This window comes from Kocuria oxytropis (genome assembly GCF_040981195.1).
Lineage (GTDB): Bacteria > Actinomycetota > Actinomycetes > Actinomycetales > Micrococcaceae > Kocuria > Kocuria oxytropis.
Genome location: NZ_JAVFXA010000004.1, coordinates 175,975 through 190,049, shown reverse-complemented (window position 1 = coordinate 190,049; position 14,075 = coordinate 175,975). Strand labels below are relative to the sequence as shown.

General features: G+C 74.3%; 10 protein-coding genes. 6 read left to right on the top strand and 4 right to left on the bottom strand.

All coding sequences use genetic code 11. The annotated features are described in order from the left end of the window. Nucleotides 1-83 precede the first annotated feature (83 nt). From QYM41_RS06115 to dxs, 4 genes are all read left to right on the top strand, one after another. Nucleotides 84-2,108 carry an APC family permease gene (locus QYM41_RS06115; protein WP_438612552.1) on the top strand — a complete coding sequence of 675 codons (2,025 nt, stop codon included), beginning with the start codon at nucleotides 84-86 and terminating at the stop codon, nucleotides 2,106-2,108. Further along, nucleotides 2,105-3,511, top strand: a complete 1,407-nt coding sequence (locus tag QYM41_RS06110) for a class I SAM-dependent RNA methyltransferase (RefSeq protein WP_368798849.1) — start codon at nucleotides 2,105-2,107, stop codon at nucleotides 3,509-3,511. The genes QYM41_RS06115 and QYM41_RS06110 overlap by 4 nt, the downstream gene beginning before the upstream one ends. 163 nt (nucleotides 3,512-3,674) lie before the next feature. Then, nucleotides 3,675-6,500, top strand: a complete 2,826-nt coding sequence (locus tag QYM41_RS06105) for an aconitate hydratase (protein ID WP_368798848.1) — start codon at nucleotides 3,675-3,677, stop codon at nucleotides 6,498-6,500. 163 nt (nucleotides 6,501-6,663) lie between these two features. After that, complete coding sequence (gene dxs / locus QYM41_RS06100) at nucleotides 6,664-8,709, top strand: 1-deoxy-D-xylulose-5-phosphate synthase (protein WP_368798847.1); 2,046 nt, start codon at nucleotides 6,664-6,666, stop codon at nucleotides 8,707-8,709. 7 nt (nucleotides 8,710-8,716) lie between these two features. Here the strand turns inward: dxs and QYM41_RS06095 are convergent, their stop codons facing one another. Then, entirely contained in the window at nucleotides 8,717-9,160 is a 444-nt protein-coding gene (locus tag QYM41_RS06095; protein WP_368798846.1) for a Rieske (2Fe-2S) protein, read from the bottom strand. A 245-nt stretch (nucleotides 9,161-9,405) separates the two neighbouring features. On the opposite strand from QYM41_RS06095, the gene QYM41_RS06090 reads away from it, so the two are divergent. Then, the gene (locus QYM41_RS06090; RefSeq protein WP_368798845.1) at nucleotides 9,406-9,837 is read left to right on the top strand and encodes a hypothetical protein; all 432 of its coding nucleotides are present in this window, start codon (nucleotides 9,406-9,408) and stop codon (nucleotides 9,835-9,837) included. 147 nt (nucleotides 9,838-9,984) lie between these two features. On the opposite strand, the gene QYM41_RS06085 is transcribed toward QYM41_RS06090, so the two are convergent. From QYM41_RS06085 to msrB, 3 genes are all read right to left on the bottom strand, one after another. Beyond that, entirely contained in the window at nucleotides 9,985-11,331 is a 1,347-nt protein-coding gene (locus QYM41_RS06085; RefSeq protein ID WP_438612551.1) for an HRDC domain-containing protein, read from the bottom strand. 52 nt (nucleotides 11,332-11,383) lie between these two features. Continuing rightward, nucleotides 11,384-12,046, bottom strand: coding sequence for a DUF3000 family protein (locus QYM41_RS06080; protein WP_368798844.1), 663 nt, complete (start codon nucleotides 12,044-12,046; stop codon nucleotides 11,384-11,386). A 117-nt stretch (nucleotides 12,047-12,163) separates the two neighbouring features. Next, nucleotides 12,164-12,595, bottom strand: coding sequence for a peptide-methionine (R)-S-oxide reductase MsrB (gene msrB, locus QYM41_RS06075; protein ID WP_368798843.1), 432 nt, complete (start codon nucleotides 12,593-12,595; stop codon nucleotides 12,164-12,166). Nucleotides 12,596-12,761: 166 nt separating this feature from the next. On the opposite strand from msrB, the gene QYM41_RS06070 reads away from it, so the two are divergent. Then, nucleotides 12,762-14,069, top strand: coding sequence for an alpha/beta hydrolase family protein (locus tag QYM41_RS06070; protein ID WP_368798842.1), 1,308 nt, complete (start codon nucleotides 12,762-12,764; stop codon nucleotides 14,067-14,069). Nucleotides 14,070-14,075: the final 6 nt, after the last annotated feature.

Here is a 14,075-nt window from a genome sequence, read left to right as displayed (position 1 = left end):
CACAGCCTAGGACACCTCCGGACCCACGGCTCGCCACCGGTGCGGCGGACAATCCGGGCGGGAAGGGGCTACCGTGAGGAGCCGTGCAGAGCATTCCTCGGACCTTGCGGCGCGCACTCGTCGGCAAGCCCATCCACAACGAGCGCTTCGGCGACGCCGTGCTGCCCAAGCGCACGGCCCTGCCGGTCTTCTCGGCGGACGCCCTCTCCTCGGTGGCCTACGCCCCGGACGAGATCATCCTCACCCTGGCGCTCGCGGGGACCACGGCGGTGGCGGTCTCCCCGTGGGTGGGCCTGACCGTGCTCGTGGTGCTCGCCGTGGTGATCACCGCCTACCGGCAGAACGTGCGCGCCTACCCCTCGGGCGGGGGCGACTACGAGATCGTCTCCAAGAACCTCGGCCGCACCGCGGGGGTGGGCGTGGGCGCTGCCCTGATGGCCGACTACGCCCTCGTGGTGGCCGTGTCCATGGCCACCGCCGCCCAGTACGTCACCGCCGCGGTGCCCTCGGTCGCCGGGTGGCGGGTGGAGCTGGCCGTGGCCGGGATCCTGTTCGTGGGGCTGCTCAACCTCCGCGGCCTGAAGTTCATGGGCCGGGCCGCCGCCGTGCCCACCTACTTCTTCCTCGCCGTCCTCGCGGCGCTGCTGCTCGTGGGTCTCGTCCAGGACCTCACCGGGTCCCTCGGGGACGCCCCCAGCGCCGGCCGGGAGGTCCTGCCCGCCGCCGGCTTCGACGCCGGGCTGGCCGGGCTGGCCGGTGCCCTGGTGGTGCTGCGGGCCTTCTCCTCCGGGGCGGTGGCGCTGACCGGGGTGGAGACCATCACCAACTCCGTGCCCTACTTCCGCAAGCCCCGGGCCGCCAACGCGGCGGCCACGCTGGGGGTGCTCGGTGCGCTCTCGGCGGCCCTGCTGGCGGGCGTGATGTACCTCGCCGACCGCACGGACGTCGTGGTCGTGGGCGACCCCGAGGAGCAGCTGCTCGTGGACGGGCGGCTGCCCGGGCCCGACTTCTTCCAGGACCCCGTCCTGGGCCAGCTCGCCAAGACCGTCTTCGGCACCGACTCCGTGTGGTTCTTCGTGCTCGTCGCCGCCACGGTGGGCGTGCTGGTCCTCGCCGCGAACACCGCCTTCTCCGGCTTCCCCACGCTCGCGTCCCGGCTCGCCCGGGACGCCTTCCTGCCCCGGCAGCTCCAGGCGCGCGGGGACCGCTTCGCGTTCACCAACGGCATCCTGCTGCTGCTGCTCGTCGCCGTGGTCCTCACCGTGGCCTTCGGCGCCAACGTCAACGGCCTCATCCAGCTCTACATCGTGGGCGTGTTCGTCTCCTTCACCCTGACACAGGCCGGCATGGTGCGGCACTGGGCGCGCGTGCGCCGGATGCGCCCGCACCCGGGGATCCGCCGCGAGCTGTTCGTGCGCCGGGCCGTGGCCCTGGTCGCGTTCGTGCTGTGCGCGGCGGTGCTCGTCGTCGTGCTCGTGACGAAGCTCACGCAGGGCGCGTGGATCACCCTCGTGGCCATCGCCGTGCTGAGCGCGGTCATGGCGGGGGTCCGGCGGCACTACGACGCCGTGGACGCCGAGCTCGCCCTGCAGCCCGACTCACCGGTCCGGGCGCTGCCCTCCCGGGTGCACGCCATCATCTACGTGTCCTCCGTGCGCAAGCCCCTCATGCGCGCCCTGGCCTACGCCCGGGCGTCCCGGCCCTCGACCCTCGAGGCCGTCGTGGTGGACACCAACGCCGCCTCCACCCGCCGGATCCTCGCCGAGTGGCAGCGCCTGGAGATCCCCGTGCCCGTCACCGTCCTGCACGCCCCCTACCGGGACACGATCGGCCCGGTCCTGGACCACGTGCGCGGGGTGCGCCGGAAGTCCCCCCGGGACCTGGTCGTGGTGTACCTGCCCGAGTACGTGGTGCGCCACCGCTGGGAGCGGCTGCTGCACAACCAGGCCATCCGGCCGCTGCGGGCCCGCCTGCACCAGGAGCGCGGGGTCATGACGGCCTCCGTGCCCTGGCACCTGTCCTCCGCCTCCGGCGAGGACACCGGCCCCGAGTCCGCCCCCGGGTCCGGCACCGGATCCGCCCCCGAGCAGAGAGCCGCCCAGCCGTGACCCCGACCCGCACCCCGGAGCCCGCCGAGACCGCCGGGCCCGCCGAGCTCGAGCTCCGTCTGGGCCCCGTCGCCCACGGCGGCCACACCGTGGCCCGCACCGGCGAGGGCCGCGTGGTGTTCGTCCGCCACGGCCTGCCCGGCGAGCTCGTCCGCGTCCGGCTCACCGATAGCGGCCCCGCCGCCCGGTTCTGGCGCGGGGACGTCGTGGACGTGCTCGAGGCGGACGCCCGCCGCCGGACCGAGCACGTGTGGGCGCCGGCGGACCCGCTGCTGAGCTGGCCGCGCGGCCGCCCGCCCGTCGGCGGCGCGGAGTTCGGCCACGCCGAGCTCGAGGCCCAGCGCGAGCTCAAGGCCGCCGTGGTCGCCGAGCAGCTCTCCCGGCTCGCCGGGCTGGAGACCCCGATCACCGTCGAGGCCATGCCGGGGGAGGACCCGCGCGGCCTCGGCTGGCGCACCCGCGCGCACTTCGCCGTCGACCCCGCCGGGCGGATCGGCATGCACCCCCACCGCAGCGCCGAGATCGTGCCGGTGGACTCGTTCCCGCTCGTCGTCCCCCCCATCGACGACCTGCGCCTCGGCCGGCTGGACCTGCGCGGGGTGCAGCGGGTCGACGTCGCGGCACCCGCGGGGGGCGGGACCCCCCTGGTGCACCTGGGCCTCGCGGTCGGGGCCGACCGGCAGCGCCTGCGCCGGGAGCTCGCCCGGCTCACCGCGGACCGGGACGTCTCCGTCACCGCCCGCGCCGAGGGGCAGCGCGAGCCCGAGCTCTGGGCCGGTCGCCCGGCCGTCGTCGAGCACGCGGGCCCGCACCGCTGGGAGGTCTCCGCGGAGGGCTTCTGGCAGATCCACCGCGCCGCCCCCGAGCTGCTGCACCGCACGGTGCCCGGAGCCGCCGGCGCCCGCCCGGGGGAGCACGCCCTCGACCTGTACGCGGGCGCGGGCCTGTTCACGGCGGCGCTCGCGGACGCCGTGGGACCGGCGGGCACCGTGCTGGCCGTGGAGGGCTCCCCGGTCACCAGCGCGGACGCCCGGCGGGCCTTCGCCGCCCGCCCGCAGGTGCGCGTCGACCGGGGCAGCGTGGACGCGGTCCTGGCGCGGACGTGGCCGCAGGCGGCCCCGGACCGCGGCCGCGGCCGCCGCCGCCCGTCCCGGGGGCGAGGCGCGCCCCGTCCCGACGTCGTGGTCCTGGACCCGCCCCGGGCCGGCGCCGGACGGACCGTGGTGGACCAGCTCGTGGCGCTCGCGCCGCGCCGGATCGCCTACCTCGCCTGCGACCCGGCCACGCTCGCCCGGGACCTGGGCCGGTTCCGCCGCGCCGGGTGGACCGTGCGGGAGGTGCGCGCCTTCGACATGTACCCGAACACCCACCACGTCGAGACGCTGGCGGTCCTGGAGCCCTGAGGACCGGCCCCGGCTCCGTGACGACGGCCCCCGGAGCGGTTCGGAGTCACCGGGCTCACACGGGCTACACTGACAGGTGACTGTTCACGGGAGAACTCCCGGCCTCGCGCCGGGCTCCTCCCGCGGGCGTTTCCAAGACGGTGGCGAGAGGAGTTCCACGCATATGAGCACGGTGGACAGCTTCGGAGCCAAGGGCGTTCTCGACGTCAAAGGCACCGAATACGAGATTTTCCGACTGAACACGCTGGAGGGTGCGCAGAAGCTCCCGTACAGCCTGAAGGTTCTGCTCGAGAACCTGTTGCGCACCGAGGACGGCGCCAACATCACCTCCGAGCACATCGAGGCCCTGGCCAACTGGGACCCCACGGCCGAGCCCAGCATCGAGATCCAGTTCACCCCCGGCCGGGTGATCATGCAGGACTTCACCGGGGTTCCCTGCATCGTGGACCTCGCCACCATGCGCGAGGCCATCGCCGATCTCGGCGGCGACCCCGCCCGCGTGAACCCGCTCGCGCCGGCCGAGCTCGTGATCGACCACTCCGTGCAGATCGACTCGTTCGGCACCTCGGACTCGATCGGCATCAACATGGACATCGAGTACGAGCGCAACGGCGAGCGCTACCAGTTCCTGCGCTGGGGCCAGACCGCGTTCGACGACTTCAAGGTCGTGCCCCCGGGCATGGGCATCGTCCACCAGGTCAACATCGAGAACCTCGCCCGCGTGGTCATGACCCGCGAGGTCGACGGCGTGCTGCGCGCCTACCCGGACACGTGCGTCGGCACCGACTCGCACACCACCATGGAGAACGGGCTCGGCGTGCTCGGCTGGGGCGTGGGCGGCATCGAGGCCGAGGCCGCGATGCTCGGCCAGCCCATCTCGATGCTCATCCCGCGGGTGGTCGGCTTCAAGCTGACCGGCCAGATCCCGGCCGGCGCCACCGCCACGGACGTGGTGCTCACCATCACGGAGATGCTCCGCGACCACGGCGTGGTCGGCAAGTTCGTCGAGTTCTACGGCGAGGGCGTCGGGGCCGTGCCCCTGGCCAACCGCGCCACCATCGGCAACATGAGCCCCGAGTTCGGCTCCACCGCCGCGATCTTCCCGATCGACGACGTCACCCTGGAGTACCTGCGCCTGACCGGGCGCTCCGACGAGCAGATCGACCTCGTCGAGGCGTACGTCAAGGAACAGGGCATGTGGCACGACCCGTCCGAGGAGATCACCTTCTCCGAGTACCTCGAGCTGGACCTCTCCACCGTGGTCCCCTCGATCTCCGGGCCGAAGCGGCCGCAGGACCGCATCTCGCTCACGGACGCCAAGGCGCAGTTCCACGAGGACATCAAGAACTACGCCACGCACGTCGACGACGCCGCCGCCGGCGACACGGTCGACGACGTCGCGGCCCAGTCCTTCCCGGCCTCGGACGCCCCCGGCTACACCGCGGACGACCACCAGGCCGACACGGACCGCCCGCGCGAGCACCACGCCTACGCCGAGGACGACCGCCCGACCAAGCAGGTCCCCGTGACCATGCCCGACGGCCGCGAGTTCGAGCTCGACCACGGCGCGGTCTCGATCGCCTCGATCACCTCGTGCACCAACACCTCGAACCCGTCGGTCATGATGGCCGCGGCGGTGCTGGCGCGCAACGCCGTGGAGAAGGGGCTCAAGGCCAAGCCGTGGGTCAAGACCTCGATCGCCCCGGGCTCGAAGGTCGTCACCGACTACTACGAGAAGTCCGGTCTGGTCCCGGCGCTCGAGGAGCTCGGCTTCTACATCGTGGGCTACGGCTGCACCACGTGCATCGGCAACTCGGGCCCCCTCGAGGAGGAGATCTCCCAGGCCATCCAGGACAACGACCTGGCCGTGACCTCGGTGCTCTCCGGCAACCGCAACTTCGAGGGCCGGATCAACCCGGACGTGAAGATGAACTACCTGGCGTCCCCGCCGCTGGTCATCGCCTACGCCCTGGCCGGCAACATGGACTTCGACTTCCAGAGCGAGCCCCTGGGCCAGGACGCCGACGGCAACGACGTGTTCCTCAAGGACATCTGGCCGGACCCGTCCGAGGTGCAGAAGATCATCGACGCGTCCATCGACACGGAGATGTTCACCCGCGAGTACGGCGCCATCTTCGACGGTGACGAGCGCTGGCAGAACCTGGACACCCCCACCGGCAAGACGTTCGAGTGGAACCCGCAGTCCACCTACGTCCGCAAGCCCCCGTACTTCGAGGGCATGACGATGGAGACCACTCCGGTCGAGGACATCTCGGGCGCGCGCGTGCTGCTGAAGCTGGGCGACTCGGTCACCACCGACCACATCTCCCCGGCGGGCTCCTTCAAGTCCGACACCCCGGCCGGCAAGTACCTCATCGAGAACGGGGTGCAGCGCAAGGACTTCAACTCCTACGGCTCCCGCCGCGGCAACCACGAGGTCATGATCCGGGGCACCTTCGCCAACATCCGGATCAAGAACCAGCTCCTGGACGGCGTGGAGGGCGGCTTCACCCGCGACTTCACGCAGGAGGGCGGCCCGCAGGCCGCCGTCTACGACGCCGCGATGAACTACCAGGAGGCCGGCGTCCCGCTGGTCGTGCTGGGCGGCAAGGAGTACGGCTCCGGGTCCTCGCGCGACTGGGCCGCCAAGGGCACCTCGCTGCTGGGCGTCAAGGCCGTCGTCGCCGAGAGCTACGAGCGCATCCACCGCTCGAACCTCATCGGCATGGGCGTGCTCCCGCTGCAGTTCCCGGCCGGCGAGTCCGCGGACTCCCTCGGCCTGGACGGCACGGAGACCTTCGACATCCAGGGCGTGACCGGGCTCAACGAGGGCAGCATCCCGAAGACCCTCAAGGTCACCGCCACGAAGGAGGACGGCTCCACGGTCGAGTTCGACGCCGCGCTGCGCATCGACACGCCGGGCGAGGCGGACTACTACCGCAACGGCGGCATCCTGCAGTACGTGCTGCGGAACATCGCGTCCTCCTGATCCCGGGAGCGCGCGGCGCAGGGGCCCGGTCCGGGAACGGACCGGGCCCCTGCGCCGTTGCCGGGCCTGTCGGAACGACCGAGTAGGATCGGGGGAGCGCGCCGCCCGGCCCCCCGGGGCCACGGTGCGGGAGACCACGACGCCGAGGACTGCGGGAGGAACCATGAGCGTGCTGGAGCGGGTGTCCGGGCCCGACGATCTCGCGGGGTTGAGCCGCGCGGAGCTCGCCCGGCTGGCCGAGGAGATCCGCGAGTTCCTCGTCACCCACGTCTCCGCGACGGGCGGTCACCTGGGACCCAACCTGGGGGTCGTCGAGCTGACGCTCGCGGTGCACCGGGTCTTCGACTCGCCCAAGGACTCGGTGGTCTTCGACACCGGGCACCAGTCCTACGTGCACAAGCTGCTCACCGGCCGCAAGAACTTCGACACGCTGCGCCAGGAGGGCGGTCTCGCGGGCTACCCGGACCGCCGGGAGTCCGAGCACGACATCGTGGAATCCTCCCACGCCTCCTCCTCCCTGTCCTGGGCCGACGGCATCTCCCGCGGCTACGCCATGACCGGTCAGCACGACCGGCACACGGTGGTGCTGGTCGGGGACGGGGCGCTCACGGGCGGCATGGCCTGGGAGGCCGTCAACAACATCGCCTCCGACCGCGACCGCAAGGTCGTGATCGTGGTCAACGACAACGGCCGGTCCTACGCCCCGACCGTGGGCGGCTTCGCCAACCACCTCGCGGAGCTCCAGGCCAGCGTGCAGCAGGGCGTCGACGCCGTGCGCACGGACCGCCGCTACGAGCAGGCGCTCGGCACCGTGAAGGACCTGCTCCAGCACTCCGGCCCGGTGGGGGAGATGGTCTACCGGGGCCTGCACGGGATGAAGCAGGGCCTCAAGGACGTGGTGGTGCCCCAGGGCATCTTCGAGGACCTGGGAATGAAGTACGTCGGTCCCGTCGACGGGCACGACCTCGAGGCGGTGGAGCAGGCCCTGGGCAACGCCAAGAACTACGGCGGGCCGGTCATCGTGCACGCCATCACCGAGAAGGGCCACGGCTACGGGCCCGCGACCGCCCACCAGGACGACCAGTTCCACGCTGTGGGCGTCATCGACCCCGTCACCGGCCGCTCCACGGCCACCAGCTCCGAGCGCTCCTGGACGGCGGTGTTCCGCGACGAGATCGCCCGGATCGCCGACGAGCGCGAGGACGTCGTGGGGATCACGGGCGCCATGCTCATCCCCGTGGGGCTGCAGAAGATGCAGGCGGCCCACCCCGACCGCGTGGTGGACGTGGGCATCGCCGAGCAGCACGCCATCGCCATGGCCGCCGGCATGGCCTACGGCGGGCTGCACCCCGTGGTGGCCCTCTACGCCACGTTCCTCAACCGGGGCTTCGACCAGCTGCTCATGGACGTGGCGCTGCACCGGGCCGGCGTCACCGTGGTCCTGGACCGGGCCGGGGTCACCGGACCGGACGGGCCCAGCCACCACGGCATGTGGGACCTGGCCCTGCTCCAGATCGTGCCCGGGCTCCACCTCGCCGCCCCGCGGGACGAGCCGACGCTGGTCGAGGAACTGCGCGAGGCCGTCGCCGTCGACGACGCCCCCACCGTGGTCCGGTACCCCAAGGGCTCCGTGGGCACCCCGGTGCCGGCCGTCGAGCGGCTGGTCGACGGGGTGGACGTGCTCGCGCGCCGCGGCGGGGAGAGCGGCACGGAGGGCGCCCGCCGGGACGTGCTGCTCGTGTCCGTCGGCGCCATGAGCGCGCTGGCCCTGGACGTGGCCGACCGGCTGGAGGCCCACGGGGTCTCCTCCACCGTGGTCGACCCCCGGTGGGTGCTGCCGGTGCCGGCCTCGGTCATCGAGCTCGCGGCGCAGCACCGGATCGTGGTCGTCGTCGAGGACGGGGTGCGCGCCGGCGGGATCGGCTCCCGGATCCGCCAGGAGATGCGGGCCGCCGGGGTCGACACAGCGCTCAACGAGGTCGGTCTGCCCACCGAGTTCCTCCAGCACGGCTCCCGCTCCCAGGTCCTGGCCCGGGTGGGCCTGACCGCCCAGCGCGTCGCCCAGGACACCCTGGCCTCGGTGCTGGGGACCCGGGTGCCGTACGCGCGGCCGGTGGACGGGGACGGCACTACCTCCGGGCAGGGCACGGTGCCCGAGACCGCCGAGGACGCCCGCGGCGCGTCCCTGCCGCGCTCGCGCCGCGGCTGAGAACGGCTCAGCCGAGCAGGATCCGGCCGCCCTCCACGCGCACCGAGCGCGCCTCCAGCCCGGTCGTGGCGGGTCCGGCCAGGACCTCGCCCGTCGCGAGGTCGAACTGCGAGGAGTGGCACGGGCAGACGTAGCGCTCCTGACGCGGGCTCACCATGCAGCCCTGGTGGGGGCACACGGGGGAGAATGCGACGACGGTGTCCGGGTCCGGGCGTGCGACGACCGCCTGGACGCCGTCCCGGTCGACCGTCACGGCCGAGCCCACGGGCAGGTCCTCGACGGCTCCCGCGTCCACCGGCGCGGCGGCCGCGGTGGCGGCCCCGTCCGTGCCGCCGGCGGCCGGCGGTTCCGTCCCGGCGCACGCGGCGAGCACCACGGTGGAGCCCGCTCCGGCCAGGCCGAGGACCGTGCGGCGGGAACGGGCGGGCGCGGGGGAGGGCAGCTCGGGCATCGGGGTCCTCTCGGGGCGGCGGTGGGGTGTCCGCGGCCAGTCTAGGCGGCGCGGGGCGGCGGCGCCCGCCCGCTGTCCCGGCACCGTCCGGGGACCGCCGGCAGCGGGGCCGCGCGCCGCCGGTGTCCGCCGCGCCGGTTCATCAGTAGGATGATGAAGACAGCAGTTCAGCGGGACGGGCCGTGCACCACCGGCCGCGCCCCGGACCCGGCCGCGACGGCCGGGACCGACGGAAGGACAGCACCATGATCAAGCGACTCATCTTCGTCACCGGATTCGGGGTCGGCTTCGTGGTCGGCTCGGCCTCGGGCCGCAAGAGCTACGAGACCCTGAAGCAGAACGCCGTGCGGACCTGGCACGACCCCAAGGTGCAGGAGAAGGTCTCCGAGGGCACCGACTGGGTCAAGTCCGAGGTGCCCGTGGTCGGCGGCAAGCTCGCCGACAGCGCCAAGAAGGCGGCCGACACCGTGGGCACCAAGGCCTCCGACGCGTCCTCGTCCGTCAAGGAGAAGGTCTCCGGCTCCTCGGCGGGGACGGGCTCCGCGGGCGGGACCACCTCGTCCGCCGGGACCTCGGGCACCGGCTACGCCGACCTGCAGGACGCCACGCCCGTCACCCCGGAGAGCCCCATGGACCCGGCCGAGCCGCACCCCGCCCCCGGCGACACGCAGCACTGATCCGCGGCACCGGCTCCCGGTCCGCCCTCGGCGGCGGGGCGGCGGTGCACCGCGGGACGGGCCCCGGCCGACGGCCGGGGCCCGTCGTCGTCCCCGGCCGTCGTCCCCGGACCCGTGCCGGGAGCCTTCCGGCGCCGGCACCCCGTCTCAGGCGGCGGGGACGTCCTCGTCCCCGGCCGGCGGCTGGTCCCGCCCGGCCTGCCGGGCGGCGCGCTTGCGGGCGCGCAGCTCGCGCCACGCCGGGCCGAGGACCGGCGCCGTCAGCTCCACCTGCCACCGCCGCGCCCCGAGGTCCTGCAGCCGGTGGGCCACCGCCTCGTCCGTGGTGCTCTTCGGCGGCTGCCAGCAGAAGCGCCGCAGGTGCTCCGGGGTCAGCAGGTTCTCGGTGGGCAGCTCGTGCGCCTCGGCGAGCTCGGCGACGAGCGGCTTCAGCGCCCGGAGCCGGGCGGCGGCCTCGGGGCGCTTGACCTCCCAGGCCTTCACGGGCGGCAGCGCGTCGGACTTCACGGTGAACGGCACGAGCTCCGTGGCGCTGCGGGCCTCGGCGATCGCCCGCAGCCACCGGGGCGCCTCCCGCGCCGCGAGCCGGCCGTGGAAGCCGGGGGTGGCCAGCAGCTGCGGCACGGTCCGCGGCATGGCGCTCGCGGCCGCGACCAGGGCGGCGTCGGGCAGCAGCCGGCCCGGGGCGACGTCCTTGTGCTGGGCGAGCCGTTCCCGCTCCTCCCACAGGGCGCGCAGCGCGGTGAGCTGGCGCCGGCCCTTCACCTTGGTGATCCCGGACGTGCGGCGCCACGGGTCCTGCCGCGGGGGAGCGGGCTCGGCGGTGCGCACGGCCTCGAACTCCTCGAGCGCCCAGTCGAGCTTGCCCCTCTCGCGCAGCAGCTCCTCCATGGCCCAGCGCAGCTGGATGAGCATCTCGACGTCGAGCGCGGCGTAGTTCAGCCAGTCCTTCGGCAGGGGCCGCTTCGACCAGTCCACCGCGGAGTGCTCCTTGGCGAGCGTGTAGCCCAGCAGCTCCTCCGTCTCCGCGGCCAGGCCCACGCGCCGGAGCCCGGCGATCCGCCCGCCGAGCTCGGTGTCGAAGAGCCGGTCCGGCTCCATGCCGAGCGCGCGCAGGGAGGGCAGGTCCTGGGTGGCCGCGTGCAGGACCCACTCCACCCCGGAGAGCGCCTCGCCCAGCACGGCCAGGGAGCCGGTGGCCTCCGGGTCGATCAGCACGGTGCCCACACCCTCGCGCCGCAACTGCACCAGGAAGGCGCGCTGACCGTAGCGGAAGCCGGATGCCCGCTCGGTGTCGATCGCGGCGGGGCCGGTGCCGTCGGCGACGGCGGCGGCGGCCCGTTCCAGGCCCGCCACGGTGTCGATGACGGGAGGGATCCCGTCGAACGGTGCGGCCAGGTGGACGCTGTCGGGGATCTCGAAGTCCTCGAACCCGGCGACCACGGGGGTCGAGGGCTCGGCGGGCGCGGATCGGCGGTCGGCTGGGCTGGTCACGGAGCGTCTTCGATTCTGTGTCGGCCCCGGCGGGGCACGTGCGGGTCGGTGGTCAGCGGCGGGGGTGCAGCACGGTCACGCCCCGCGGGTAGGGCGGCAGGCCCGCGAAGGTGCAGACCGTGTCCGCCCAGGCCGCGAGGTGCGGGGCCACGTCGGAGCCCTCGGGCGTCCAGGAGGCCCGGAGCTCCACGTCGGCCCCCTCCTCCTGGTCGCCGAGCAGGCCGAACCCCTCGGCGAGGACCCGGGACGCGGTGCCGCCCTCCCGAGAATATCCGGCCCGGTGGCGTTCCAGGGCCTCCAGGAGCCAGGTCCAGGTGATCGCGCCCGCGGTGTCGTCGCAGCCGATCTCCCGGCTCGCCGCCGCCCGCGCCCAGGTGACGATCCGGAACGGGCCGCCCCACGCGGCCGGCTCGGACGGGTCGTGCAGGAGCACGAAGCGCCCCGTGGCCAGTTCGCGGCCCGGGGGGCCGGCGGACGCGGACGGGGCGCGCCCCGCCGCCGGCGGGGCCGCGGGACGGGCCGGGAGGGCGGGGGCGCGGAGCCGGGCGGGCGGTGTCCGCACCTCGGCGCGGACCGCTGCGGCGAACGGGGCCAGGTGCGTCGGCGCGGGGATCGACGTGAGGTCGACGCCCTCCCGGCCGCCGGTGCGGCGCAGCTGCTCCAGGGCGTCCTGGAAGCCCTGGTACACCTCGGACAGGCCGTTCACCGCACTCACACTGGAAGGGTAGGCCGTCCGGGCGCCCCGGCCCGCCGTGCCACGCCGCGGGACCGGGACCGGCGTGGCCCGGGTCACGTCCCGGGTCACGTCCCGGGCCCGTCCCGGCGCGCCGGCTCAGGAGGCGGGCACCAGGCGGACGGAGACCGAGTTGATGCAGTACCGCAGGTCGGTGGGGGTCGGGTACCCCTCCCCGCCGAAGACGTGGCCCATGTGCGAGTCGCAGGCGGCGCAGCGGACCTCCACCCGCTCCATGCCGAGGGCGGTGTCCTTGATGTAGCGGACCCGGTCCTCGGCCAGCGGGGCGTAGAAGGAGGGCCAGCCGCAGTGCGCGTCGAACTTGGTCTCGGAGCGGAACAGCTCGGCCCCGCACGCCCGGCACTGGTAGACGCCCTCGGTCTTCGTGTCCCAGTACTCGCCGGTGAAGGGCCGCTCGGTGCCGGCCTCGCGCAGCACGTGGTACTCCTCCGGGGACAGGATCGACCGCCAGTCCTCCTCGCTCCGTCCGGCGGTCTCGGGGCGGTCGCCGTGCCTGGTGGTCTCGCTCATGGTGTCGTCCTCCGGGGTGGTGTCGGGGCTCCGGGCAACGGGCCCGGTGCGGGCCCGCTCGGCGGTCCGGGCGGGGTGGCGCGGGGCCGCGCGGGCGCGGACCGCCCGGCCAGCACAACGACGCGTCCCCCGCGGTTATGCCCGGGGCGCGTGGAAGACTGGGGCCATGCCTCGTCGCACGCCGCCGGTCCCCGCCGCCCCCGAGCCCCCGCCCGCCGCGCAGTGGGCCCGCGGCGCCGTGGTGGGCGCGGCGGTGACCGTGGGCGCGGCCTCCCTGTCCTTCGGGCTCTCGAGCGCGGCGGCCGCCTACTTCGCCCGGCAGGTGGTGGTCCCGCCCAAGTACCGGTCCGAGGACCTGCCGATCCTCGGGGTGACCCGCACCGGGGAGGAGGGCGACCCGGCGGCGACGACGCTGGTGCGGCTCCCGGCCACGGTGGACACCACGGTGGCGGGGACCTACAGCCTGCGCTTCGACGCCGGCCGCGGGCACGCCCGGATCGGGGCCATCCGCTCCTACTCCCCGCAGGAGGGGACCGTCACCCGCGTGGTCGAGGAGGTCTACTCGGGCGATCTCCTCCGGGCGACCCGCGGCTTCTGGTCCGGCACGGTCTACCCGGACCCCGGCGCGGCGGGCCTGCCGTTCGAGGAGGTCGAGATCCCCATCGAGGTCGGCCCGGCGCCGTGCTGGGTGGTGCCGGCGCAGGGCGGTCCGACACCGGAGGGCGAGCGGCCCCGGGAGCTGCCGGGCCCGTGGGCGATCATGGTGCACGGGCGCGGGGCGAACCGGATGGAGACCGTCCGTGCCGTCCCGGTGGCCCGGGAGCTCGGGCTGAGCTGCCTGCTGATCTCCTACCGCAACGACCGGGAGGCGCCGCCCACGCACGACTTCCGGTACGGGCTCGGCTTCACGGAGTGGAAGGACGTGCAGACGGCCATCAGCTACGCGAAGTCCCGGGGTGCCACGCAGATCGTGCTCTTCGGCTGGTCCATGGGCGGGGCGATCGCGCTGCAGACGGCGGACCTGTCCTTCTACCGGGACGACATCGCTGCCCTGGTGCTCACCGGTCCGGTGGTGGACTGGTTCGAGCTGATCGCCCACCACTCCCGGACCCGCCGCATCCCCTCGGGGATCGGCCGGCTCGCCACGAACCTGATCTCCCACCCGGCCGGGCGGATGCTGACCGGTCTCGCCGCTCCGGTGGACCTGCAGGCCCTCGACTGGCTCTCCCGGTCCGAGCACCTGCGCACCCCCACGCTCGTGCTGCACTCCGTGGACGACGAGTTCGTCCCGGCGGCCAGTTCCCGCCGGCTGGCGGAGCTGAACCGGCTCGTGGAGTTCGTGCCCTTCGCCCGGGCCCGGCACACCAAGGAGTGGAACGTGGACCCGCAGCGCTGGGAGGACGCGGTGCGGCGCTGGCTGCCGGGCCGGCTCGCCCAGGACGCCCGGACCCTCGGGCGCGCCCGCGCCCGCTGAGCCCGC